Annotated in this window: 25 protein-coding genes and 1 pseudogene; 7 read left to right on the top strand and 19 right to left on the bottom strand. The window is 65.0% G+C overall.

What is annotated here, in order from left to right:
* Positions 1–28 precede the first annotated feature (28 nt).
* From glpD to RA24_RS01460, 16 genes are all read right to left on the bottom strand, one after another.
* A complete protein-coding gene (gene glpD / locus RA24_RS01520) occupies positions 29–1,606 on the bottom strand; it encodes a glycerol-3-phosphate dehydrogenase (protein ID WP_039189308.1) in 1,578 nt (525 codons plus the stop codon).
* Positions 1,599–2,384, bottom strand: coding sequence for a DeoR/GlpR family DNA-binding transcription regulator (locus RA24_RS01515; RefSeq protein ID WP_039189305.1), 786 nt, complete (start codon positions 2,382–2,384; stop codon positions 1,599–1,601). Before RA24_RS01515 ends, glpD begins: the two co-directional genes overlap by 8 nt.
* Positions 2,385–2,522: 138 nt before the next feature.
* A complete protein-coding gene (locus RA24_RS01510; protein ID WP_039189302.1) occupies positions 2,523–3,602 on the bottom strand; it encodes a DUF1513 domain-containing protein in 1,080 nt (359 codons plus the stop codon).
* Positions 3,603–3,617: 15 nt separating this feature from the next.
* A complete protein-coding gene (locus RA24_RS01505; RefSeq protein WP_039189301.1) occupies positions 3,618–4,613 on the bottom strand; it encodes an imelysin family protein in 996 nt (331 codons plus the stop codon).
* Entirely contained in the window at positions 4,613–6,142 is a 1,530-nt protein-coding gene (locus RA24_RS01500) for a di-heme oxidoreductase family protein (RefSeq protein ID WP_039189298.1), read from the bottom strand. The genes RA24_RS01505 and RA24_RS01500 overlap by 1 nt, the downstream gene beginning before the upstream one ends.
* On the bottom strand, positions 6,132–6,620 hold the full coding sequence (gene bfr, locus RA24_RS01495; protein WP_039189296.1) for a bacterioferritin: 489 nt from the start codon (positions 6,618–6,620) through the stop codon (positions 6,132–6,134). Before bfr ends, RA24_RS01500 begins: the two co-directional genes overlap by 11 nt.
* Positions 6,568–6,861 carry a (2Fe-2S)-binding protein gene (locus RA24_RS21880; RefSeq protein ID WP_082008958.1) on the bottom strand — a complete coding sequence of 98 codons (294 nt, stop codon included), beginning with the start codon at positions 6,859–6,861 and terminating at the stop codon, positions 6,568–6,570. Before RA24_RS21880 ends, bfr begins: the two co-directional genes overlap by 53 nt.
* A gap of 193 nt (positions 6,862–7,054) precedes the next feature.
* Entirely contained in the window at positions 7,055–8,323 is a 1,269-nt protein-coding gene (locus RA24_RS01490) for an imelysin family protein (RefSeq protein WP_039189293.1), read from the bottom strand.
* Positions 8,324–8,351: 28 nt separating this feature from the next.
* On the bottom strand, positions 8,352–8,828 hold the full coding sequence (locus RA24_RS01485) for a hypothetical protein (RefSeq protein WP_019297510.1): 477 nt from the start codon (positions 8,826–8,828) through the stop codon (positions 8,352–8,354).
* Positions 8,825–8,995: a hemin uptake protein HemP gene (gene hemP / locus RA24_RS21875; protein ID WP_019297511.1), complete on the bottom strand. Its 171-nt coding sequence runs from the start codon at positions 8,993–8,995 to the stop codon at positions 8,825–8,827. Before hemP ends, RA24_RS01485 begins: the two co-directional genes overlap by 4 nt.
* Positions 8,992–9,159: a hypothetical protein gene (locus tag RA24_RS22410; protein ID WP_175393028.1), complete on the bottom strand. Its 168-nt coding sequence runs from the start codon at positions 9,157–9,159 to the stop codon at positions 8,992–8,994. The genes hemP and RA24_RS22410 overlap by 4 nt, the downstream gene beginning before the upstream one ends.
* Before the next feature lie 204 nt (positions 9,160–9,363).
* Positions 9,364–11,082 (bottom strand): methionine--tRNA ligase, encoded by a 1,719-nt coding sequence (metG, locus tag RA24_RS01480; RefSeq protein WP_039189290.1) that lies wholly within the window; start codon positions 11,080–11,082, stop codon positions 9,364–9,366.
* 258 nt (positions 11,083–11,340) lie between these two features.
* A complete protein-coding gene (locus RA24_RS01475; RefSeq protein WP_019297513.1) occupies positions 11,341–12,567 on the bottom strand; it encodes an MFS transporter in 1,227 nt (408 codons plus the stop codon).
* A 103-nt stretch (positions 12,568–12,670) separates the two neighbouring features.
* Positions 12,671–13,276: a YceI family protein gene (locus RA24_RS01470; RefSeq protein WP_241480877.1), complete on the bottom strand. Its 606-nt coding sequence runs from the start codon at positions 13,274–13,276 to the stop codon at positions 12,671–12,673.
* Positions 13,277–13,468: 192 nt separating this feature from the next.
* Positions 13,469–14,227 (bottom strand): ImuA family protein, encoded by a 759-nt coding sequence (locus RA24_RS01465; RefSeq protein WP_241477419.1) that lies wholly within the window; start codon positions 14,225–14,227, stop codon positions 13,469–13,471.
* A gap of 94 nt (positions 14,228–14,321) precedes the next feature.
* Positions 14,322–14,723: a rhodanese-like domain-containing protein gene (locus RA24_RS01460; RefSeq protein ID WP_019294924.1), complete on the bottom strand. Its 402-nt coding sequence runs from the start codon at positions 14,721–14,723 to the stop codon at positions 14,322–14,324.
* Between the two features lie 122 nt (positions 14,724–14,845).
* Here RA24_RS01460 and RA24_RS01455 point away from each other — a divergent pair, with 122 nt between their 5' ends.
* On the top strand, positions 14,846–15,889 hold the full coding sequence (locus tag RA24_RS01455; RefSeq protein WP_039189286.1) for an aldo/keto reductase: 1,044 nt from the start codon (positions 14,846–14,848) through the stop codon (positions 15,887–15,889).
* 216 nt (positions 15,890–16,105) lie between these two features.
* On the opposite strand, the gene RA24_RS01450 is transcribed toward RA24_RS01455, so the two are convergent.
* Positions 16,106–17,089 carry a GlxA family transcriptional regulator gene (locus RA24_RS01450; protein ID WP_039189283.1) on the bottom strand — a complete coding sequence of 328 codons (984 nt, stop codon included), beginning with the start codon at positions 17,087–17,089 and terminating at the stop codon, positions 16,106–16,108.
* A gap of 133 nt (positions 17,090–17,222) precedes the next feature.
* On the opposite strand from RA24_RS01450, the gene RA24_RS01445 reads away from it, so the two are divergent.
* From RA24_RS01445 to RA24_RS01430, 3 genes are all read left to right on the top strand, one after another.
* Complete coding sequence (locus RA24_RS01445; RefSeq protein WP_039173335.1) at positions 17,223–18,140, top strand: 3-keto-5-aminohexanoate cleavage protein; 918 nt, start codon at positions 17,223–17,225, stop codon at positions 18,138–18,140.
* A gap of 407 nt (positions 18,141–18,547) precedes the next feature.
* Positions 18,548–20,023 (top strand): carnitine 3-dehydrogenase, encoded by a 1,476-nt coding sequence (locus RA24_RS01435; protein ID WP_039173337.1) that lies wholly within the window; start codon positions 18,548–18,550, stop codon positions 20,021–20,023.
* Complete coding sequence (locus tag RA24_RS01430) at positions 20,020–20,793, top strand: SDR family oxidoreductase (protein WP_039189280.1); 774 nt, start codon at positions 20,020–20,022, stop codon at positions 20,791–20,793. The genes RA24_RS01435 and RA24_RS01430 overlap by 4 nt, the downstream gene beginning before the upstream one ends.
* A gap of 108 nt (positions 20,794–20,901) precedes the next feature.
* Here the strand turns inward: RA24_RS01430 and RA24_RS01425 are convergent, their stop codons facing one another.
* Positions 20,902–21,762 (bottom strand): helix-turn-helix domain-containing protein, encoded by an 861-nt coding sequence (locus RA24_RS01425; protein ID WP_019296552.1) that lies wholly within the window; start codon positions 21,760–21,762, stop codon positions 20,902–20,904.
* A gap of 113 nt (positions 21,763–21,875) precedes the next feature.
* On the opposite strand from RA24_RS01425, the gene RA24_RS01420 reads away from it, so the two are divergent.
* The 3 genes from RA24_RS01420 to RA24_RS01410 are packed head-to-tail and all read left to right on the top strand — an operon-like array spanning position 21,876 to position 23,909.
* Complete coding sequence (locus RA24_RS01420) at positions 21,876–22,082, top strand: DUF2061 domain-containing protein (RefSeq protein WP_019296553.1); 207 nt, start codon at positions 21,876–21,878, stop codon at positions 22,080–22,082.
* Entirely contained in the window at positions 22,075–22,989 is a 915-nt protein-coding gene (locus tag RA24_RS01415; protein ID WP_039189277.1) for a fatty acid desaturase, read from the top strand. Before RA24_RS01420 ends, RA24_RS01415 begins: the two co-directional genes overlap by 8 nt.
* Positions 22,990–23,006: 17 nt before the next feature.
* Entirely contained in the window at positions 23,007–23,909 is a 903-nt protein-coding gene (locus tag RA24_RS01410) for an EamA family transporter (protein ID WP_039150010.1), read from the top strand.
* 92 nt (positions 23,910–24,001) lie between these two features.
* Here the strand turns inward: RA24_RS01410 and RA24_RS22695 are convergent.
* Positions 24,002–24,169 (bottom strand): annotated as a pseudogene (locus RA24_RS22695) (DNA mismatch repair protein MutT); the annotation flags it as partial.

Genomic DNA, 24,169 nt, shown 5'->3' with positions numbered 1-24,169 from the left:
CCCGCCGGGCCGGGCGCCACCCTTTGAGTTATGCCGCCAACTGCGCCGCTTTGCCTTGAATATAGGCATCCACCGCGGCGCGCTGGGCTTCATCCAGCCGCAGTCCCAGCTTGGTGCGCCGCCACAGGTAGTCGTCTCCGGTCCGTACCCATTCGCGGGCAATTGCCCAGTCCAGTTCCCGCGCGGTGATCGTCGCCCCGAAGTCCTGCCCCATATCAGCGGCGGATTTGGCCTCGCCCAGCACCGCCCAGGCCTCGGTGCCATAGGCGCGGATCAGGCGGCGGGTCCAATAGGGCGAAAGGAACGGATAGTCCGCCGCGAGTTTGCCTTGCAGCTTTTCCACATCCGCCACCGCAAAATCGCCGCCGGGCAGGGCCACGCCTGCGGTCCAGTCCGCGGGCAGCTGCGGGAAAACCTCGCCGATTTTCGCCAGCGCCGCTTCGGCCAGTTTGCGGTAGGTGGTGATTTTGCCGCCGAAGACATTCAAGAGGGGCGCCTGTGCCTGATCCAGTGTCAGCACATATTCGCGGGTCGCCGCGGTGGCAGAGCTGGCGCCGTCGTCATAAAGCGGGCGCACGCCGGAATAGGTCCAGACAATATCCTCGCGCTTGAGCGGCTGATTGAAATATCCTGATGCAAAATCAATCAGGTAGTCCTGCTCCTTTGCGGTGCATTCCGGCGCGGTGTCCGGATCGGAGTGGTCGCTGTCCGTTGTGCCGATGAGGGTGAAGTCTTCCTCATAGGGAATGGCAAAGATGATCCGCCCGTCGGTTCCCTGGAAGAAGTAGCAGCGCCCGTGGTCAAACAGCTTCGGCACCACGATATGGCTGCCGCGCACCAGGCGGATGTTCTCGCGGCTGTTCTGGCCCAGCTTCTGATGCAGCACATCGGCGACCCAGGGCCCGCCCGCGTTGATCAGCATTTTCGCGCGGCGCTGATGGGTTTCGCCGCTGGCCTGATCCTGTAGGGTGATCACCCAGTGGTCCGCATGGCGTTCAGCGGCCAGCACCTTGGTCCGGGTCAGGATCTCGGCGCCGCGGGCCTGGGCGTCGCGGGCGTTCAGGACGACCAGGCGGGCGTCCTCGATCCAGCAGTCGGAATATTCAAAGGCGGTCTTGAACTTGTCCCTGAGCGGTCTGCCCGCCGGGTCGGCCTCCAGATCCAGCTTCGCGGTGCCGGGCAGAATGCCGCGTTTGCCAAGCGAGTCGTAGAGGAACAGCCCCAGCCGGATCAGCCAGGCCGGGCGGCGGCCCTTCATCCAGGGCATGAAAGTGGTGAGCAGCTTGGACGTCGGCGTCTCGCTGTCGAACCGCATGTCCTTGTGGAACGGCAGCACGAACCGCATCGGCCAGGAGATATGCGGCATCGCTTTCAACAGCACTTCGCGCTCGATCAGCGCCTCGCGCACCAGGCGGAACTCAAAATATTCGAGATAGCGCAAGCCGCCGTGGAACAGCTTGGTTGAGGCAGAAGAGGTGGCCGAGGCCAGGTCGTTCATCTCTGCCAGCGTCACCGACAAGCCGCGGCCGGCGGCGTCGCGGGCGATGCCGCAGCCGTTGATGCCGCCGCCGATGATGAAAAGGTCTGTTACAGGCGTGTCAGTCATTTTCGCTGCTTTCGTTTTGTCCTGCGGTCAGGATGCGGGTGCCGGCGGCCTGCGCGGCCTCGGCAAATTCTGCGGGAACCGGGCGGTCGGTGATCACCACGTCGAGATCGGAGAGGTCGCAGATCCGCACCGGGGCGGAGCGGTCGAACTTGCTGCCGTCGCAGACCAGCACCTTCTGCCGTGCGTTTTTCAGGATTGCGCGGGCGACAGATACCTCGCGGGCATCGTGATCCATCACCGCGCCGTCGGCATCCAAAGCTGAGGCGCCGATAACCGCGAAATCCACCTTGTAGCGGGAGAAAAAGTCCACAGCATCTTGGCCCACGATGGCACCGTCACTTTGCCGCACGGTGCCGCCGGCCAGGATAAGCTCTTTGGCCTGACCACCCATCATCATGTTGATAATGTTTATATTGTTGGACATGACCGTCAGGCCGCTGTGGCCGGACAGGGCCCGGGCCACCTGTTCTGTGGAGGTGCCGATGTTGAGCGAAAGCGAGCAGTTGTCGGGGATCAGCTCTGCCGCCAGGGCGGCCATCGCCAGCTTGTTGCCGGCGTTCAGCTTGCGCCGGTCCTCGTACCCTTGGCTGGCGGCGGAGCTGACGCGGACGGCGCCGCCGTGCACGCGGGACAGCGCGCCGCGCGCCGACAAGTCGCGCAGATCGGCGCGCACGGTCTGCAAGGACACGCCAAAGCGTTGCGAGAGTTCCTCAACCTCGACCCGGTCCTGCCGGTTCAGCAGGGAGATGATTTCGTTCTGACGGCTTGCGGCATCCATTTGCTTTCCTTTCGCCGCGATTCTGTAGCGTATCACGCGCGAAGAGTCACCATTCGTTTTCGTATTACTTTCGGGGGATTTGAAAACGAAAAGGCGCGCCGTGGCGGGCGCGCCTGTGAAGCACCGGGAAACTTTGCTTCAGATCAGCGGGATCAGGTGGTTGTCCCAGGCCAATTCCGCGTGGTGCACCTCATCCCGGCCGCTATCCGAAACCGCATAGAACTGGCCAGTGCCGGTGCTGGCCGTAAAGCCTTCGGCGGAGGCGGCCAGACCGCAGACATCTGCCATCTTGTGCACTGCCAGCAGCGCGCCGCTCACTGTGTCCATCACTTGCAGCACCCCGCCGCGCGGTGAGGTGACGCCGATCCGGCTGCCGTCGGCGCAGAAGGCGATGGAGCCGCCGTAGCCCCGCATGTTCAGCACCCGCGCGTCGTCCTCCGCCAGCAAACGCGGCACGCCTCCGGGGGTGTGCAGGCCGGCGGTGGGGACTTGTTCGCCCAGATCACCCTGCCATTGCATGGCGAAACCAATGGTGCCGTCCGCCCGCACCGCCAGGTGGCGGATCGAATTGAGACGCAGCTCTGGCGGCAGTTCCATCTGTTCCTGCAGCACGCCGTCCAGGCTCAGGTAGCTGAGGTTGGGGCGCATGTCAGGCAGGTTCAGCTTGGCGCGGCCGCTGTCGGGGTGGGTCTCGATGCCACCGTTTGCCACCACCAGCCCGGGCGCATCGCGGCGCAAAGCCATGTCATGCGGGCCAATGCCGCCGGAGGAGAACGCGGTAACGCGGCGGTAGCCGTCTGCAGCATCCCAGACGCCGATCAAACCGCGGGCGTTCTCATAGTCGTTTTCCGTGGTGAACAGGCGGCTGCCGTTCGGGGAAAACACCCCATGGCCGTAGAAATGATGCCCAGCGGGCGGCTCCAGCCGGGCCAGCGCGGCACCGGTGCGGCAGTCGATCACATCGGCAAAGCGGCCCGGGCGGCGGGCAAAGGCAACGGCTTCCGGCCGCACGGGATGCGCGGCAGCTGCATGGCCGCGGTCCGGCAGTGGGTGGCGGAACAGGATCTGTCCTGTCCCGGTAAGGCCCGCCAGCAGGAAGGCGCCGCTGGCATCCTTGCCAGCCGACAGGAAGGCCGGGCTGCCGGCGCTGGCCCAGCTGGCCTGCGGTGTGAGGGCGGAGGCCATCAGGCCTGCCAGAAATCCGCGGCGGGAGGTCATGCGGGGTCCTTTCCGTCAGTCGCCGTCGAGCGAGTTGAATCCTGCCGCCACGCCGAGAGAGGGGCCAAGGCGTTCTGAAACAATCGCGCGGAGGTCTTTCACTTGCTGGCGCAGCGCCTCGATCCGGATGCGGGCGGTTGGATCGGCAACTCCGGCAAAGACCGGATCATCCAGCGCTTCGGCGCGGCTGCGGACCTTGCCGAAACCCTTTGCGAGGTCCGCCTTCAACCCGGCCTCATCCCGTGCCAGAGCCAGCGCCAGCGGCTCCATCGCGTTCAGCGACACCAGAACATGGCGCAGGCTGCGCCCGGAGCGGTGGGCCTCGGCGCGGTTGGGGCGGGGCTTGTCAAAGCTGCCCAGCGGGCGGCCCAGCCGCATGTCGTCCAGCACCTGCAAACCGGTTGTCAGCGCCTTCAGCAGCTCCTGGGTGATTTCATCCTCGCTGCGGTAGCGGCTGGCCGGTGCGCGCATTTCGCCTGCGTAGTTTTCTGCCCAGTCTCGGCTGATGGCCTGCGCAGTGGCGGCAATGTCCGTGCTGATGGCGCGGGTCAGGGTGCAGCGGTAGTCCGCGCTGCCGGCGGAGGAGAGGTCCGGGTCATACAGGAGGTATTCCAGCGCATAGAAACCGCGGGCGGCGATGGAATAGCTGGAAAATGCGGCGGGGTCGGTGATGCCGGGGTCCTCGCTGCGGATCAGACCGGCCAGCGCTTTGGGCGTCTTACTGCGGCTGTCGGGCCAGTAGGCCAGCGCAAAGGCGCGGCTGTCCGTTTCCGTCGGCCCAAAACGGTAGTGGCTGGCGGCGATCCAGGCGTCGAAGGTCTCGCCATAGGCTGAGCGCAGGGCTTCGGATTGCGGGTTGCAGTCGGCCTTGGCTGCGTCCGCCAGCGCTGCCGTGTCCATTGCCAGCTCCTCAAACGCCGGGAGGATCAGCTGATCGGTGATGCTGCTGGACAAGTCGGAGGCCGCAGCGGGAGCGGCAGCCAGGGTCAGGGCAATGGCAAGGACGCGCATCAGAGGCTCTCCAGGAAAGAAATCAGGGCGGCGCGGTCCTGCGGCGGCAGCTCCACAACGCGGGTCTTCGCGGCTTCCGCCTCGCCGCCATGCCACAGGACGGCCTCCAGCAAGGTGCGGGCGCGGCCGTCGTGCAGGTAAGTGGCACGGGGTGACACCTGCTGCGTCAGACCAACGCCCCAGAGCGGCGCGGTGCGCCATTCACGGCCTGTGGCGCGGGCTTCGGGGCGGTTGTCGGCCAGGCCTTCACCCATGTCATGCAGCAAGAGGTCGGAGTAGGGCCAGATCAGCTGAAAGCTCTGCTCGGGCCGGTCTTCCAGCCGGTGGGTCACGTATTTCGGCACATGGCAGGAGGCGCAGCCGCTGTTGTAGAATACCTGCTTGCCGCGCAGCACTTGCGGGTCATCGGAGTTGCGGCGCGCGGGCACGCCCAGGTTGCGGCTGTAGAAAGTGACCAGATCCATATTGGGCTGGTCGATCTCGGTTTCACGGGAATCACTGCCGCCATGCGGGGCCGTCTGGCAGGCGGTTTGCAGATCCGTGCATTCCCCCGCGTGGGCCGGGAACAACGGGGTGGAGATGCCGATGTCACCGGAAAACGCGCCTGCGGACTGCTCATGCACGGTTGGGGAACCTGCCTTCAGCCCGAAGCGGCCCAGCATGATCTGGCCGAATTCCCGCGACCAGACCAGATTGGCGCGGCCGGAGATGCCGTCGTCATCCGCATCATTTTCATCCGCGTGGGCGAGGATGTCGGTGGCAGGGATCGCCTCCAATAGGCCGAGCCCAATCATTGGCGGCGCTACGCGGGGCGACAGCATGGCGCCCTCCGCAAGCGGGCCATAGCCGAGGCTTGCGGCGGTGTAGCTGGGACGCCGCAGGGTGGTGGTCTCACCGCCGGACAGCACGACCTCAAATTCCTCATACTCCACCCGCAGCCTGTATTCCGGCGCGACGCCGGGGGCGGAAAAATCCTGCAGCTGGCGGCCATACTGCGGGTCAGGGGCGGTGCCGATGTAGTCCGTAATCTCCTGCAGCTCCGGCGGCACAGGGCCTGGGATGGAGACTCGCAGGAACATCGAAGTGGAGGCATAATCCGGCTGCTCCGGCACATGGCCGCGCCCGTCCTTCAGGTGGCAGCGCTGGCAGGACCGCGCGTTATAAAGCGGCCCGAGCCCGTCAGACGCCTTGGTGGAGGCGGGCGAAAACACCCAGATCTTCTTGAAAAGCCCGTTGCCGAGCTTGAATTCCAGTTCCTGTTCAAAGCTGAGGCCGGCGGAATGCTGGGAAAACGCCTCATCATCCGAACGGGCGCGCACCGTGGCTGCACCTGCGGGCAGGTCCTCGAACGGCTCAGGCGCCGAGAAATCCGTGGCGGGCGCAACTGCACCGGCAATCCGGGCGCGTTCGGCATCGGTGCGGGGAGACGGGGAGAGGTGCGGCTCTGCCTGGTACCGGCTGGCCAGGTCCAGCGCCGCAAGGGGCGTGGCCGCCGCAAGTGCGGCAGCCAGCGTGAAATTAGTCTTCAACCTCTGCCATCTTGGTGGCGTTGAGCTGGGCATAGTTTTCGGCACCGATCCGGTCGTGCAGTACAAGCTGCGTTTCGAGGAAATCGATATGGCCTTCTTCGTCCGCCATCAGCTCTTCAAACAGCTTCTGGGATACATAGTCGCCCGCGGTGTTGCAGGCGTCGCGGGCTTCCTTGTAGAGCGCACGGGCGTCCACTTCGGCGGCAAGGTCGCATTCGAGGGTTTCTTTGGGCGTCTGGCCGATCCGCAGCGGGTCAAGCTTTTGCAGGTTCGGGTGGCCGCCCAGGAACAATATCCTTTCAATCAATTTGTCCGCGTGCTGCATCTCCTCGATGCTTTCCTCGCGGCTTTTCTTGGCCATGCTGCCCAGGCCCCAATCGTCCTGCAGCCGGTAATGCAGCCAGTACTGGCTGACCGCCGTCAGCTCATGCCGCAGAGCCTTGTTCAGATAGTCGATAACCTTGGCGTCGCCCTTCATTATTCTTCTCCCGAATTGATCCAGCGCGTAAATTCGCAAGCTGCGCAGGTACTTCCAGCTTACTGCTCGCACGCATGGTGTCGAGGAAAAGGGGCATGCAACCGCCGCAATCGGCGGATTTTCCCAGCGCGTGATAGATTTTTCCGGGGGTGATAATCGTTTCAGGGTCGGCGCTTCGCATCCAGTCGATGGCGGCGCGGATGTCGTGATCCGAGATCTGTGTGCAGTGGCAAACGATCATGCTGCTCGCGTCCTTGCCCGTGGCGCAATAGGCCAAGTGATTCCGTTGGGAAAATATATCTGATAAAATTACTGGGGATTCAAGGGTTATCCAGAGTGAAACACTAGGGAATTGGCGGGTGTTTGCTGGCTGCGCATGAAGGGCCGCGGGAAATGCGGCCCTTCACGGGGGTGCTTCTGTGGCTTGAAAGCGATCAGTTGAAGACGGCGGCGGGGTTGTCCAGGCTGTCGGAGCCTTCGATGGCAACACCGTCCAGTTTGAGGGTGGAAACCACACGCTCAATGGAGCGGGTCTGGTCGATCAGCCCGTTGACGCCGCCCATCACCAGCGCTTCGCCGGCCGCATTGCCCTGTGCCAGCATCTGGTCATAGGACAGGCCTGCTTCGGCAGCGGTCTTGATGCGGCCAAGCGCCATCATTGTGGTGGACAGCTTGCCGCGCATCTCGGCGTCCAGATCCGCGTCCTTGGCAGCAACCAGATCGGACAGGGAGGGGCCGGACACCAGTTCGCCGTTCACCCGCACGTATTCACCCAGATAGACGTTCTGCACACCCAGCCCGTCATAGTAGTGGCTGTTGTGGGTGTTGTCGGAGAAGCAGTCGTGCTCTTCCTCCGGGTCGTTCAGCATCAGGCCCAGGCGCATCCGCTCGCCCGCCTGCTCGCCATAAGACAGCGAGCCCATGCCGTTCAGCATTGCGGTAATGCCTGCGTCCTCATCCGCCAGCAGCGCGGTGCGGGCCTCGCCGGCCTCGCCCCATTGCGCGGCGATCCACTCCAGGTCGGAGATCAGCAGGTCGGTGGCGGCCTGCAGGTATTCGCCGCGGCGGTCGCAATTGCCGCCGGTGCAGGTGTCGCCCGCTGCATAGTCGGTCCAGGGCCGGTCGCCTGCGCCGTGTTCTGTCCCCTTCAGGTCCTGGCCCCAAAGCAGGAATTCGATGGCGTGGTAGCCGGTGGCCACGTTTGCCTCGACCCCGTCGGCTTCATGCAGGGCACCTTCCAGCAGGCCCGGGGTGATTTTGGTGGCGTCGATGGCCTGGCCCGACAGCTCGAAGCTGGGGTTGGCGATCACATTCAGCGCCGCCAGGGTGTTTTCGTCAGTTGGGCCGCCGTAGGAAGCGTCGACATAGTCGATCAGCCCTTCGTCCAGCGGCCAGGCGTTCACTTTGCCTTCCCAGTCGTCGACAATGGCATTGCCGAACCGGAACACTTCGGACTGCTGATAGGGCACGCGCGCCGCGATCCAGGCGGCGCGGGCGGCCTCCAGGTTCTCTGCCGACGGTTGCACCACCAGCGCCGCAACGGCGGCCTTGAGCACCTGTGCTGTTGCCAGGCTGTCCTGGTATTTCGCCTCGGCGATGTTGGCGTAGTTGGTCAGCACCGCGGCTTTGTCAGCAGCAAGGGCAGCGGTGGTGCCAAGGGTGAGACCGGCGAGGGCAGTGCCCGCGAGAAAGACAGATTTCATCAGCTAAGTCCTTGGTTTTGTTCTGTGTTCAATGAAGGGTGGCAGAGGCGGGGCGGTCCGTCTGCACAGGCAGCTGCAGCCCCATGATCTGCTGCATCAGCAGCCCGCAGTCAGAGGCAAGTTTCGCCAGTTCCGGCGCCTTACGCGGTGTGACGATCAGCGAGGCGAGAACATGGGCGTCGTCCTTCTGGCCCTCCGCGGCTGAGGCGAGCAGGTTGGCAAAGCAGTTTTCATCAGCGCCCAGGCAGTTGCAGGTCATGCCGTGGCGCACCAGCGGGCGGCGGCCATGGGCGGCGCAGAAATTGCACAAGTAACCAAAGGCCTCAAAGGCAGATTCCGCCATTTCCGGGCCGAAGTTCACCTCAAAATCACGGCGCATCTGCGCGCGGGTTTCGGAACCGGAGAACCAGTGGCGCAGATAGATCACCGCGCCGGCCTCCAGCGGCGGCAACTCCGACAGGGTGCCGACGGTCACACCGCCGCGGGGATGGGAGGCGGCGCTCATTTGGTCAGGATCAGCTTGCCTGCGCGGGTGATGCGCAGCGAATAGATCTGGCCGTTCAACAGGATACGGGCCTGGGTGCCGCCGCGGGTCAGGTCCTCGGCGTGATAGGTCGGGAACACCTCGGCGGTGGCCTCAGTGGGGACAGGTTTGGAAGTAATCTGGTTCATGACGTGCGCCCATCGCTGAATTCCGCCCTGTCCAGAAGCCATTCCAGACAAAAGCCAGACAATGCGCCGGAGGGAGCAAAGACCTGCGGCCACAGCTGGCGCATGTCCTCGGACTCCGGTTCCTTGATATCAGGGCCGCTGGGGCGGCGCGCACTGGTCGGCATGGGGGCGATCTCGGTTGATTCTATGTCACTCGGGCTCGCCCGATCCGAGTCAGGCTGGCTGGAATGCTGTATACCTGATTTATTTACTCACCTATGTCAATCCGAGTTTTTTAGTCGGAAATAAATTTTGCGCGGTGGCAAGGGGATGGCAAACAAAAAAGGCCGCCCACGGGGCGGCCTTCGTGTCAGTCAATGTCCGGTGCGTCAGGCACGGGTGCCGGAGAAACGCTCCTGCCATTCCTCGCTCTGCTCGTCGGTGATCTTGGCAAACAGCACTTCCGGCACGGTGAAGCCATGGCCTGCGGGCAGGGCGGAAAGCGCCACCGCCACGTCTTCCGGCCAGCTGCGGTCGTCCGAGTTCAGCGCTGCCATCAGCGTGTCCGAGGCGTGCGGGATGAACGGTGCCGACAGCACCGCATAAAGCCGGATCAGATTGAGGCCCAACCGCACCTGCGCGGCGGCGCGTTCGGGGTCTTCCTTGAACACCGACCAGGGGGCGGCGGATTGCAGGTATTCATTGCCGGCAACCCAGATCGCGCGCAGCTCCTGCGCCGATTTACGCACTTCCATCGCTTCCATGTGGCCCTCATAGGCGCGGATGCGGGTGGTCAGCTCGTCGATCAGCGCCTGCTCCTGCGCGCCGTATTCGCCGCCTTCCGGGACTTCCTCACCGAACTTGGAGCGGCAGAACTTGGTGATGCGGCTGACGAAGTTGCCCAGAACGTCCGCCAGATCCTTGTTCACCGACTGCTGGAAGTTCTCCCAGGTGAATTCGGAGTCGGAGCTTTCGGGTGCATGGCTCAGCAGCCACCAGCGCCAGTAGTCGGCGGGCAGGATCTCCAGCGCCTGGTCCATGAACACGCCGCGGCCCTGCGAGGTGGAGAATTGGCCGCCGTCATAGTTCAGGTAGTTGAAGCTCTTCAGGTGATCGACCATCTTCCACGGCTCGCCCGAGCCCAGAATGGTGGCCGGGAACGACAGGGTGTGGAAGGGCACGTTGTCCTTGCCCATGAACTGGACGTATTTGACGTCCTCGGCGCCCTTGTCGGTGCGCCACCAGCGCTGCCAGTCGGCGTCTGCAAGCCCATGCTTTTCGGCCCATTCACCAGCAGCGGCAATATATTCGATCGGCGCATCGAACCAGACATAGAAGACCTTGCCCTCCATGCCCGGCCAGTCGGCGCCGCCCTTCTTGACCGGCACACCCCAGTCCAGATCGCGGGTGATGCCGCGGTCCTGCAGGCCGTCGCCGTCATGCAGCCACTTCTTGGCGATGGAGGTGGTCAGGACCGGCCAGTCCTTCTTGGTATCGATCCAGGCATCCAGCTGATCGCGCATCGCCGACTGGCGCAGGAACAGGTGCTTGGTCTCACGCACTTCCAGGTCTGTGGAGCCGGAGATCGCGGAGCGCGGGTTGATCAGGTCGGTGGGGTCCAGCTGCTTGGTGCATTCCTCGCACTGGTCGCCGCGCGCCTTCTCGTAGCCGCAGTTGGGGCAGGTGCCCTCGATATAGCGGTCGGGCAGGAAGCGGCCATCGGCATTGGAGTAGACCTGCTTTTCACTGACTTCGGAGATCAGCCCGGCGTCCGCCAGCTTGCCTGCAAAATGCTGGGTCAGCGCATGGTTCTGCGGGCTGGAGGAGCGGCCGTAATGGTCGAACGACAGGCCGAAGCGCTGCGCGATATCCGTCTGCACCTCGTGCATTTCGGCGCAGTAGTCCGCAACCGGCTTACCTGCCTTGGCGGCAGCCAGTTCTGCCGGCGTTCCGTGTTCGTCGGTGGCGCACAGGAACATCACCTCATTCCCGCGGCCCCGGTTGTAACGGGCGTAAAGATCTGCCGGCAACTGGCTGCCCACCAGGTTGCCCAGATGCTTGATCCCGTTGATGTAGGGAAGCGCCGAAGTGATCAGAATACGTGCCATGCCATCCATCCAGGTAATGCGTCAAAGGCCCGTCTAGCGCATGGCGCGGGCGGCGGAAACCCCTGCTGTGCGACGGGCCGCGCGCAGCGGCAGGGCGGGCGGGCAATTTCGCCGCCCTCTGCGGGCCGGGCAATGGGCACGCCACTGCCGCCGCTGCAGTTCTTGGCTTTGAAAGCTGTTCGTAAACAAACCTTTAAAGGGTCAATGGTTCTGTCCGAATGTTTCGCGCGCGAAACATTCGGACAGTAAAGCTGACCTTTATTCACGCCCCTCGCGCGAGCGTTTCAGCAGGCGCCCGATGGTGAAAGATGTCCGCGGCGCATAGACATAATTGGTGCGCTCTGCGGGGCTGGCGCGGACTTTCATCCGGCTGAGGCCAAAAGCGATCAGAGCCACGTGGCCGCAGGCGACATAGGCAAACAGGGCCGCCGGGCCGAAGCTGTCGATCAGCGCCGAGGACACATAGGGCGAGGCGATGGCGCCAAGCGCGTACCAGAACATCAGCGCCGCCGACAGCTCAACCCGTTCGGCAGAGGTGGCAAAGTCGTTGGCGTGGGCGGCAGAGACCGAGAAGATCGGGAAGGTGGTGAAGCCGAAGAAGCCGGCTGCCAGCATCACACCCAGGGTGCCTGTGCCGCTGGCAGCCATGGTAATGCCGCAGCTGAGGATGGCGATGCTGGACAGCCAGATCAGCACCCAGCGGCGGTCGTATTTGTCGGCGAGCCAGCCCATTGGATACTGCGCCAGCGCGCCGCCCAGGACGAAAGAGGCAAGGAAGAAGGCGATCTGGCCGATCTCCAGCCCAACCTCCTGGCCATAAACCGGGCCGACCATCCGGAAGGAGGCGGAGCTGAGCGCCGACACGATCACGCCGGCCACCGCCAGCGGCGAGCAGCGCCATGCCAGCTTGGGCCGCAGCCGTGGAGCGTCGGGGGTTTCCGGCTGGCTGGCCTTGGTCAGCGTGAGCGGCAGCAGGGCCGCACAGCACACCACAGCCAGCAGATTATAGGAGATGTAAACCGCAGGCGGCAGCACCGCGATGATCAGCTGCGCCGCCAGCGAGGCGCTCATGTCGGCAATCCGATAGGTGCCCATGGCCCGGCCGCGGTTTTCATTGGTGACTTTGGCGTTCAGCCAGGCCTCAATCACTGTATAGGCTCCGGCCACGCAGAGGCCGGAGGCGATCCGCATCACCGCCCAGGCATAGGGGTTTTCGGTCAGCGTGTGGCCCAAAAGGCCCATCGCCCCCAGCGCGGTGCAGACTGCAAAGGCGCGGGAATGGCCGACATTGCCCATCAGCCGCGGCGCCCACCAGCAGCCAATGAAGAAGCCGAAGAAATGGGCCGAGCCGAGGAGGCCGATTTGTTCCTTGGTGAAGTTGAGCGTCAGGCCCGAGATGGCATCGAGCGGGCCGACGCCTCCGGTGGACAGCTGCAGCAGGATGACGGACAGGAACAGGGCGGCAAAGGAGACGATCAGGCGCATAACGCTGCGACCATGACAGGCTGGCGCTTCATTGCCAGCCGGTTTCCGCCAAAGCCATGTCGTATTTTTGCGCGGCGGTGCTTTTCCGCACCGGACGGCGGTTTCAGCCCGCGCGGCGGATGCGGGCCTTGATGGCAAGTGTGACGCGGTCGGCAACCAAATCCGCATAGCCGGTGGCGCCGTATGCCGCGCGGCTGAGCTGGCCCGACAGCTGCACGTCCAGCTCCCTCAGATCATCCGGGGCGCTGCCGGGGCGGCGGTAGAGCGCGACCTGCAGGGTGACTTCACGGGTGGTTCCGCGCAGGGTGAGATCGCCCTTGATCACGGAGCCGCCCGACAGCCGCCCCTCCGGCCCCAGCCGGACGCGGGTGGAGCGGAAGCGGATATGCGGGTGGCGTGCGGTGTCGAGGATGCCAGGGCCTTTCAGGGCTTCTGTGGCAAAGATCAGTCCGGTGCGGGCACGGCGGGCGTCCAGGGTGATATCGGCCTGGCTGCGGGCCAGGTCTGCCGGATCAATCAGGATGCGGGCGGCGGCAACCGGAATGCGCCCGTGCTGCGGCTGGCCGCTGAGCAGGAAAGTGAACCGCACATCGGTGGCCTCTGGCACCAGCTGGTATGCCAGGGGCGCTGCACCCAGCCCCTGCGGTGCCAGCATCGCAGCGCTGAGGCAGGCAAGCAGTTTGCGCCGCTTCATTCCGTATGTGTCCAAGCCGGGTTTCCTTTGCAGGCCTTGAGCTGCAGGCAGAGTGTAGCCGGATCTGCCGGCGCGGGCTGCTCACTTTCGCGCGTGCCGTTGTGAGGCGCGGAACGGGGAGGCTCTCCCGCCAGGCAGCGGCTTTTGGCAAAGCCTTTGCCTGTTGGGCCCGGCACCGGGCAACGCCCGGTGCCGGGCCCAATGCCGCTAGGGCAGCGCTGGCGCAGCCAGCGGTGACTGCGGTTGCGGGAGTGCTCCGGAGTGTGCGGAGCGGGTGGATTGCAGGCTGGCCGCGCCGGGCGGCAGCGGGGCGGCCTGCAGCGGGCCGCCTGCGCGGGCCCGGGTGATCTGCCAGCTGCGCGGCGGCAGGGTGCGGGCGCGCAGGCGCTGCAATGCCCAGCACATGCGGCTGCCCGCCGGGCCGCTGGCGGGGCAGGGCGCATGGGCCGGCAGGCCGTGGGCCGGGGCCAGGTGCCAGCGGCTTTCGATGCCCTGGGCGCCGCCCTGGCCCGGGGTCAGCAGCAGGCCCAGCGGGGCCGGGCCGAAGCGGCCGCCGGCCTCTGCCGCCAGATGCAGCCGCCGCACCGGGGTCATGGCGGGCGGCTCTGCCAGCTCTGCCACCACCAGCGGCGCGGCGCCGCCGCGCAGGGCGTCTTCCATTGCCCAGAGCAGATCCTCTGCCCGGGCGGTTTGCACGAACAGGAACCGGGAAGGGCTGGCATACTCCGCGATCCCGTCCGGGTTCAGCGGCCTCGCGGCCTGGGCCGGGTTCAGCGGCCTGCCGGCCTGGGGCTGGGACAGCCACAGCACAGGCCCCTGGGCCGCTGCTGCCAGCCACAGCGCAAAACTGTGGCGGGCGGGGCCGCAGGCCTCATGCACGCGGGCCAGGTCCAGCGCGATCCCCTCTGTCAGGGTCAGCGCCGGGCGGGGTTTGTGGCTGCGGCGGGAAAGCAGGTGAGTCGGCATGCCGCCAGATTAACATGTTCCACTTTTGTTCTCAATCGTCCAAACGGCCAGTGCCGCCGGGTGCCGCGCCTTGAGCCTGGCTGCGCGGCGCGCCTCAGCCCTCGCGTGGGACCACCGGGCCGCCCTGCTTGGCCCATTCGGTGAAGCCGCCTTCCAGATGCACCACCGGTTTCAGCCCCATCTCCATCGCCGCCCTGGCGCTCAGGGCAGAGCGCCAGGCGCTGGCGCAGTAGAACACATAAGTCTTGTCCTGGTTGAACACCGGCTTGTGGTAGGGGCTGTCCGGATCGATCCAGAATTCCAGCATGCCGCGCGGGCAGGAGAACGCGCCGGGGATCATGCCGCTGCGCTGCAGTTCGCGAATGTCGCGCAGGTCGATGAAAACGTAATCCTCGTCCAGCACCTTCTGCTTGGCGTCTTCGACACTCATGGTCTCGACAAGGCTGTTGGCCTCGGCCAGCAGCGCCTTGACACCCTTGGTGATCTGTTGCGGCATCTCATCTCCCTTCCTCGGTTTGCCCGCAGGCTGGCGGGTTTGCGCTGCGGGTGCAAGCCGCTTGCACTCGCCGTCCCGCCGGTTAGGGTCGCGGGCAGATCCGCAGCAGGGGAGCGCGCAAGATGAAGATGAACCCGTTGGGCCGCACCGGTATGAAGGTGTCCGAACTGTGCCTGGGCACGATGACATTCGGCACCCAGACACCGGAGGACGAGGCGCACGCGCAGATTGATATGGCGCTGGCGAACGGTGTGAACTTTGTCGACACCGCCGAGATGTATCCGGTGAACCCGGTCAGCGCAGAGACATTGGGCAACAGCGAGCGCATCATCGGCAACTGGAACGAAAAGACCGGACGGCGCGGCGACTACATCCTGGCGACCAAGCACTCCGGCGAGGGGATGAAACATGTGCGCGACGGGGCGCCGATTTCCTCCAAGACCATCGCGCCCACCGTGGAAGCCTCGCTGAAGCGGCTGAAGACCGATTATATCGACCTCTACCAGTTTCACTGGCCGAACCGGGGCAGCTACATGTTCCGGCAGAACTGGAGCTATGACCCCTCCGGCCAGAACCGCGGGGAGACTCTGGCCAATATGGAGGACTGCCTGGAAGCGCTGCAGCGTGAGGTGGACCGCGGCACCATCCGGGCCTTTGGCCTGTCCAACGAGAGCGCCTGGGGCACCGCGCAATGGCTGCGGATTTCTGAGGAGCGCGGCTGGCCGCGGCTGGCCTCGATCCAGAACGAGTACTCGCTGGTCTGCCGGATGTACGACACAGATCTTGCAGAGTTGAGCGTCAATGAGGACGTCGGCCTGATGGCATTTTCGCCGCTGGGCACCGGACTGCTGACCGGGAAATACCAGGACGGGGCGGTACCGGAAGGCTCGCGCAAATCGATCAACCCGGAACTGGGCGGACGCCACAGCCCGCGGGTCTATGATGCGGTGGCGGCCTATCTGGAGATTGCGGGTCGCCACGGGCTGGATCCGGTGCATATGGCGCTGGCCTGGTGCCGGACGCGGCCCTTCATGGCCTCGGCGATCTTTGGCGCCACCCGTCTGGCGCAATTGGAGCATCTGCTGCAATCGGTGGAGCTGGAATTGAGCCAGGACGTGTTGGAGGAGATCAACGCGGCGCACCGGTTGCATCCGATGCCGTATTGATCCAAGGGGCGGAGATGCTCCCGCCCGGCCTGCGGGCATGGGCATGCCCTGGGCCGGTTGGGCCGGGCGCTGCTGGCGCAACGCGGAAGGTTTTGCTGAGAGGCGTTCAGGGGCAGGTCTGCCCCTGAAGCGCGTTTGCAAGTGTGTTCAAGGATTGCGCGTCAAGGGTGAACGGTGCTGCGCACCGCCGCTGCGCGGCCCTTGACCCGCGTGGTGTTAGTGCGCCGTCGGGCGGGCCTGTTCCTGACGCAGGTCGCGGGCAGAGGTGCCATGTGCAGTGCGGAAGGCGCGGGCAAAGCTCGACTGCGAGGTGAAGCCGGTGGCCATAGCCACCTCCATCAGCGGCATTGCGGTGTCGGTCACCAGGCGGCGGGCCTCGGCCAGGCGCAGCTGCAGGTAGTGGTCCTGCGGCGTGGTGTTGAGCTTGAGCCGGAACTGCTGCTGCAGGCTGCGCGGGCTGGTGCCCAGGGTCTCGGCGATCTGGGCCAGCGGCAGCGGCTCATCCAGCGAAGCCTCCATCAGCGCGTTGGCCTTGGCGGTGAGCGCACTGTGGCCGCGGTTGCCCAGGCGGCTTTGCGGCCGCGGCAGCGCGGCGGGGCCGTCGAACAGGAACAGCCCGGCGACGCGGGAGGCAAAGCCGGCACCGTGGCGGGCGCTGATGATGTGCAGCATCATCTCGATCGCAGGGGTGGCGCCGCCGGAGGTCAGGCGGGCATCCGAGACGGTGAAGCGGTCGTTGCGGGCGTCCACCTCCGGGAACCGGGCGGAGAAATTTTCCAGGTCTTCCCAGTGGGTGGTGGCGGGGTGGCCATCCAGCAGCCCGGCTTCGGCCATCAGCCACGGCCCGCCGTCGATGCCTGCGATGGTGGCGCCGGTGGCGGCAATGCGGCGCAGGCCGGCCAGCAGGCTAGGGGTGGCATGACGCGCCAGCTGGAAGCCCGCAACAATGATCAACAGCTCGCAGCCCTGCAGCCGGGCCAGCGGAAAGCTGGGCACGGTGAGGCCGCTGGTCAGCATCGGCGGCTCTGCGGTGGCGCTGACGTAATCCCAGTCAAAGGCGGCCCGCCCGGCCAGCCGGTTGGCGGCGCGCATCGGGTCCACTGCAGCGGCAAAGGACAGCGTGTTGCATTCGTCCAGAACCAGAACCGCTGTTTTGAGCGGCCGGTTCTCGGGCTGCAGGATGTTTTTTGCGGATTTCATCAACTTCGATTCGCCTGGTGTAAACTGTGCCGTAAAAGGCTGCGGCAGAGTCGCTGTCAGCGCAAATCGGAATCTGGGGAGGAGCCTGGGGATAACCCGTGGCAAAACCCTGTACATCGAAGGGAAAAGCGAAATGCCTCTGGAAATGAACCGCGAAGTCTTCATCACCTGTGCCGTGACCGGCTCCGGCGGCACCCAGGACCGCAGCCCGCATGTGCCGCGCTCGCCCAAGCAAATTGCCGACAGCGCCATCGCCGCGGCCAAGGCTGGCGCCGCCGTTGTGCACTGCCATGTGCGCGATCCGGAGACCGGGGTGCCGAGCCGCCGGCTGGATCTCTACCGCGAGGTGACGGACCGGATCCGCGATGCCGAAGTGGATGTGGTGCTGAACCTGACCGCGGGCATGGGCGGTGACATGGTGTTTGGCGACACCGAGAACCCGCTGCCGCTGAAAGAAGCGGGCACCGACATGGTCGGGGCAACGGAGCGGGTGGCCCATGTGGCGGAGTGCCTGCCGGAGATCTGCACGCTGGACTGCGGCACCATGAACTTTGCCGAGGCCGATTACGTCATGACCAACACGCCGGGCATGCTGCGGGCGATGGGGCAGATGATGACAGACCTAGGGGTGAAGCCGGAGATCGAGGCCTTTGACACCGGCCACCTGTGGTTTGCCAAGCAGCTGGTAAAAGAGGGGATTCTGGAGCCGAACGCGCTGGTGCAACTGTGCATGGGGGTTCCGTGGGGCGCGCCGGATGATCTGAATACCTTCATGGCGATGGTCAATAACGTGCCCTCCGATTGGACATTCTCGGCCTTTGCGCTGGGCCGCAACCAGATGGCCTATGCCTCGGCCTCGGTGCTGGCGGGCGGCAATGTGCGGGTCGGGCTGGAGGACAACCTGTGGCTCGACAAGGGGGTGCTGGCGGAAAACTGGCAGCTGGTTGAGCGGGCGAATACCATTGTGTCGAACATGGGCGCGCGGGTGATCGGGCCGCAGGAGGTGCGCGAGAAGCTGGGGCTGACCAAGCGCGCGCCGGTGGCGAAGTAAGCGGATTTTCGAGGGGGTGCCACGCGTGCACCCCCCGTACACCCCCTGTGCACCGGTTAGGCACCAATACGGCGATGCGTCTCCTCCCGATTAGTCTCTCCTTCTGTTTGGTGCTTCAGGCCTGTTTGCCTGAGGCGGAGCCTGCGGGGCCGGTGCGGGATGTGCGCGAGGAAAAGATGTGCGAGGAGCAAGGCGGGAGCTACCTGTTGCAGCATCCGCATGTTTCCTACGAATGCATCCTGTCGTTTGCCGATGCGGGAAGATCCTGCACAAAGGCTTCGGACTGCCGCGGGCAATGCATGGCTGAGACCAAAACGTGTTCGGCGCGGAATCAGCTGTTTGGAATTTGGCAAGAACTGGATGACCAAGGGAACGTCATCACGGTTGAAGGATACTAGGGTACTCAGATGACAAAGACAGCAGCAATCATCGGCGGCGGGGTTATCGGCGGCGGCTGGGCCGCGCGGTTCCTTTTGAACGGCTGGAACGTGCGGGTGTTTGACCCGGACCCGGAAGCGGAGCGCAAGATCGGCGAAGTGCTGGGGAATGCCCGCCGGAGCTTGCCCGGCCTGGGCAATGTGGCGCTGCCTGCGGAGGGCAGCCTGACCTTCCATGAAACCATCGCGGAGGCCGTTGAGGGTGCCGAGTGGGTGCAGGAGAGCGTGCCGGAGCGGCTGGACCTGAAACAGAAGGTCTATGCCGAGCTGCAGGCGCATTGCGCGCCGGATGCGGTGATCGGCTCGTCCACCTCCGGTTTCAAGCCTTCGCAGCTGCAGGACGGGCGTGAGAACCCCGGCCAGATCGTGGTCGCGCATCCGTTCAACCCGGTCTACCTGCTGCCGCTGGCAGAGCTGGTCACAACCGAGGCCAACCCGGCGGGTGTCATCGACCGGGCCAAGGAGATCATCACTGCCATCGGCATGTATCCCCTGCACCTCAAGAAAGAGATCGACGCCCATGTGGCGGACCGTTTCCTGGAGGCGGTCTGGCGCGAGGCGCTGTGGCTGGTCAAGGACGGCATCGCCACCACCGAGGAGATCGACAACGCGATCCGCTACGGCTTTGGCATCCGCTGGGCACAGATGGGTCTGTTTGAGACCTACCGGGTGGCGGGCGGCGAGGCGGGCATGAAGCACTTCATGGCGCAGTTCGGCCCCTGTCTCAGCTGGCCCTGGACCAAGCTTATGGATGTGCCGGAATTCACAGATGAGCTGGTCGACTTGATTGCAGGCCAGTCGGATGAGCAGTCCGGCCAGTATTCGATCCGCGAGCTGGAGCGGCACCGGGACGACAACCTGGTGGGCATGATGCGGGCGCTGGGCAACAACAACTGGGGCGCCGGTGCGCTGCAGAACGCCCATGACCTGAACCGCGAGGGTGAGGCCGGGCTGGTGCGCGCGATGGACGGTCTGGACGATCTGAGCCAGCCGGTGCTGACCCAGAGCCGCGTGGTGCCGCTGGATTGGACCGATTACAACGGCCATATGACCGAGAGCCGCTATCTGGACGCGTTCGCGCAATCCACCGACCGGCTGATGATGATCATCGGCTGCGATGCGGAGTATATCGCCAACGGCGGCAGCTACTTCACCGCTGAAACTCATATCCGCCATATCGACGAAGTGCACGCGGGCGATCCGATCCAGGTGCGGACCCGGGTGATCATGGGCGCGGGCAAGAAGATGCACCTGTGGCACGAGATGTTCTGTGGCGAGCGGCTGCTGGCGACGGGCGAGCATATGCTGCTGCATGTGGACCTTGCGACCCGCCGCTCGGCGCCGCCTGCGCCGCATATCGAGGCCAATCTGGTGAAGCTGGCAGAGGCCCATGCGGCGCTGCCGGCGCCTGAGGGGCTGGGCCGCGCCATTGGTGCGCCGCGGTGAGCGCTGAAGGAGTGAGCCGGGTTCTGGTCACCGCCGGCGGGTCTGGCATCGGCCGGGCAATGGCCGAGGGTTTTGCCGCTGCCGGCCATCAGGTCTGGGTCACGGATGTCAGCGCGGTGGCGCTGGCAGACGTGCCGGAGGGCTGGCGCACGACGGCGGTGGATGCCACCGATGAGGCGGGCGTCAAGGCGTTGTTTGCGGAGATCGCTGAAACCTGGGGCGGTTTGGATGTGCTCTGTGCCAATGCGGGCATTGCCGGGCCGACCGCGCTGATCGAGGACATTGCGCTGGAGGACTGGCGCAAATGCGTGAGCGTCAACCTGGAGGGCTGCTTTCTGGCTGCCAAATATGCGGCACCTTTGATGAAGGCCGCCAAGGCGGGGGCGATCATCGTGACTTCCTCGACTGCCGGGCAATACGGCTACCCGAACCGGGCGCCTTATTGTTCCGCCAAATGGGCCGTTATCGGCCTGATGAAGACGCTGGCGATGGAGCTGGGGCCGTTTGGCATCCGCGCCAATGTGATCTGTCCCGGCGCGGTGGAAGGGCCGCGGATGGAAGGCGTGCTGGAACGCGAGGCCGCGGCCAAAGGCATGACCCGGGATGAGGTCTATGCAGGCTATGCGTCGGGCACCTCGATGGGGCGGTTCGTGGAGGCCAGCGACATTGCCAATATGGCGGTGTTCCTCGGCTCGGACGCGGCGCGGCTGGTTTCGGGGCAGGTGATTGCCGTCGACGGCCATACGGAGAACCCGGATCCGAAGGTGTAAGCAGGGCTGAACGGGTGGGTCACGTTTCCCGGCGCGGGAAACGTCCCGGAAAACACGTGTTTTCCGAGCCGGAATTCGCGCCGAATTCCGGCGGCCCTGCTGCTATGTTCAGGAAATCGCCGCCCTGAGCGCGCGCAGCCGTCCGGGCAATTGCCGTGCGGTGATATCGGCCTCGCGCACCAGGTTGTCGAAATGGCTGGTGAAGGTGGCGATCCTCTCCTTGTCGCGGAAGGCGAGATAATGGGTGCCGGCGTAAAAAACGCACAGGAGCGGCCCGAAGATCGTGATCGGTGAAGAGTAAAGCCGCTTGGCATCAAACAGGTAGATGCGCAGGCGGGGGTAGAGCTGCTCGCAGAGGCGTTCGAACTGGTCAAGCTGCTCCAGCCGGATCTCCAGTGGCAGGCCCTCGTAGTAGCCGACGGCGTGGGCAAAGCTGTCGAGCTCATACAGCGGCAGGGCGATTTCGTAGTCTGAAGGCGACTGGCGCATCCAGGTGAGGCGGTCCTCGGAGGCGCCGATGGCCTGGCCTGCGGTGCGGCCCAGGTGCGGGGCGTATTCCCATTCCAGCAGCGCCCGGGTTTTCAGCATGTCGGGGAGCGCGGCGGGGACGTGGCGGATCTTGTAGCCCTCGGCCTCCTGGTGCCAGTCGAAGATCTTTTCATCGACCAGCGCGCGCGGGGCCTCGGAGAGGGTGAGGCTGGAGGCCAGCAGCTCGGCGGCGCTTTCAGGGCGGTCCGAGAGGCTGAGGAGCCAGTCGGCGGAGACCCCAAGCGCGCCAGCGCAGGCGCCGACCACATGGGCGTTGGGCAGCCGCGCGCCCTCATCCGTCAGCAGCTGCGAGATGGTGGAGCGGTCCACCCCGACAGCGCGGGCCAGGGCGCTTTGGCTGAGGCCGCTGTCGCGCAGGGCCTTGTTCAATCTTTGCCGGAACTGCTCAGCCCGCACCCGTTTGTCGATATTTTCTATCATGTGTTTCTAAATATCACGAATGGTGGTTTTTGTTAACTGCATTCGGAATTCTGCACAGCCGGCGGCTGCGGTAGTTTGGAAACAAGACCTTAGCAAGAATTTCAGGAGGCAAGATGGAAACGCGCAGGCGCTCCATTGTCAAAGCAGTGATCTGGAACGTCCTCGGGCTGGCGACGATGACGCTGGTGGGGCTGGTTGCCACCGGCTCGGTCAAGGCGGGCGGGATGATGGCGCTGGTCAACACCGGCATCGGGTTCACGGTCTATCTTTTCTATGAGCGCGCCTGGGCCAAGATCAGCTGGGGGCGCAGCCATGTCTGAGCGGTGCAGCGAATACATGCCGCGGGGCGTGGAATGGGGCACTCTGGCGCTGATCGTGGCTTGCCACGGCGGCTGGCTGGCGGCGCTGTGGCTGCTGCCGCAGGTGAGCCTGGGGCTGACGGTACTGGCGCTGGGTGTGATGGCGGCGCTGCATTCCTCGCTGACCCATGAGGCGCTGCACGGGCACCCGTTCCGCAGCCGCTGGCTGAACGAGGCGCTGATGTTCTTTCCGCTGAGCCTGGCAATTCCTTACGGCCGGTTCCGCGACACCCATCTGGCGCATCATGAGGATGAAGCGCTGACGGATCCCTATGATGACCCCGAGAGCAATTTTCAGGATCCGGGCGTCTGGGCGCGCTTGCCTGCCTGGCGCAAGGCGCTGTTGCGGGTGAACAACACGCTGCTGGGCCGGGTGGTGCTGGGGCCGCTGATCGGGCAACTCTGTTTCATGGCGGGCGACTGGCGGCTGATGCGCAAGGGGCAGCCGGGGATTGCCCGCGACTGGGCGCTGCATGGCCTCGGTCTGGCAGTGGTGGTCTGGGTCGTGGTGCAGTCGCCTGCGCCGCTGTGGGCGGCGATGGCCGGTGCCTATCTGGGGCTGGCGCTGCTGAAGATCCGCACCTTCCTGGAGCACCGTGCGCATGAGACTGCCCGCGGCCGCACCGTGGTGATCGAGGACAAGGGGCCGCTGGCCCTGCTGTTCCTGAACAACAACCTGCACATCGTGCACCACATGCACCCGGGCGTGCCCTGGCATGCGCTGCCGCGGCTCTACCAGGCGCGCCGGGCGGAGTTCCTGGCGGCAAATGACGGGTACATTTACCGCAACTACCTGCAGATTTTCCGCAACTACCTGCTGCGGGCCAAGGACCCGGTGCCGCATCCGCTCTGGCAGCAGGGGGAATAACGGCGCATAAGCGGGGCATGTTTGCCTGGATCCCCGTTTCCATAGCCGCCGCCAGCTTTCAGACCGTGCGCTTCATGCTGCAGAAGGTCCTGAGCAGCGTGACGCTGTCGCCGGGCGGAGCCACCTTCGCCCGGTTTGTCTATTCCGCACCGTTCATCCTGGCCGGGCTGGCCGCCTACCTGATGGTCTCGGGGCGGAGCCTGCCGGAACTGGGGCCGAAGTTCTGGATGTTTGCCGCCATTGGCGGCACTGCGCAGATCCTGGCCACCGTCTGTGTCGTTGCCCTGTTCAAGCAGCGCAATTTTGCGGTGGGCATCACCTTCAAGAAGACCGAAGTGATCCAGACCGCCATCGTCGGGCTGGCAGTGCTGGGCGATCCTGTCAGCCTTGGCGGCTGGGCGGCGATCCTGATCGGCCTGACGGCGGTGCTGGTGCTGTCCAAGACGCCGGACACGGCTGGCCCCTGGTGGCGGCACCTAACCAACCGCGCCTCGCAGCTGGGGCTGGGGTCGGGTGTGCTGTTTGCATTTTCCGCGGTCAGCTACCGCGGGGCGTCGCTGCAGCTGGGTGAACTGGAGCCGATGTTCCGCGCAGGCGTGACGCTGGCCGCAGTGGTCAGTCTGCAGACGCTGTTCATGCTTGTCTGGCTGGGACTGCGCGAAAAGGGTGAGATCGCCCGGGTTTGGCAGGCGCGCAAAGTGGCGGTCTGGGTCGGGCTGACCAGCATGGGTGGATCGTTCTGCTGGTTCTGGGCCTTTACGCTGCAAAACGCCGCCTATGTGAAGGCAGTGGGGCAGGTGGAGCTGCTCTTGTCGCTGCTGGCCTCTGTGCTGTTCTTCAAGGAGAAGGTCACGGGGCGCGAACTGGCGGGCATGGGGCTTCTGGTGGTGTCTATCCTGGTGCTGGTTCTGGCCCTTTGAAAGGTGCCGCCTGCGGCAGAGCGGCCGGAATTATGCGATAATTCCGGCTCGGAAAACACGTGTTTTCCGGGACGTTTCCAGCCTGGGAAACGTTACCCGTCTGCGGGCATCGGGTAGCCCTTGAGGCGCAGGAAGAGGCTGGCCTCGTCGTTGTTGTGGAAATAAGGCACGCTTTGCGGCGGCTCCGCGTCGCGGACGCGGGCGGTGACTTCAGCCAGCACAACTTCGGTGATGAAAGGCAGGTCAAACTCCCGCACCTG

This window comes from Leisingera sp. ANG-M6, from assembly GCF_000813905.1.
In the GTDB taxonomy this organism is placed as follows: Bacteria; Pseudomonadota; Alphaproteobacteria; order Rhodobacterales; family Rhodobacteraceae; genus Leisingera.
Note: the sequence above shows the minus strand (reverse complement) of the source record. Positions and strands in the feature narration are given on the sequence as shown.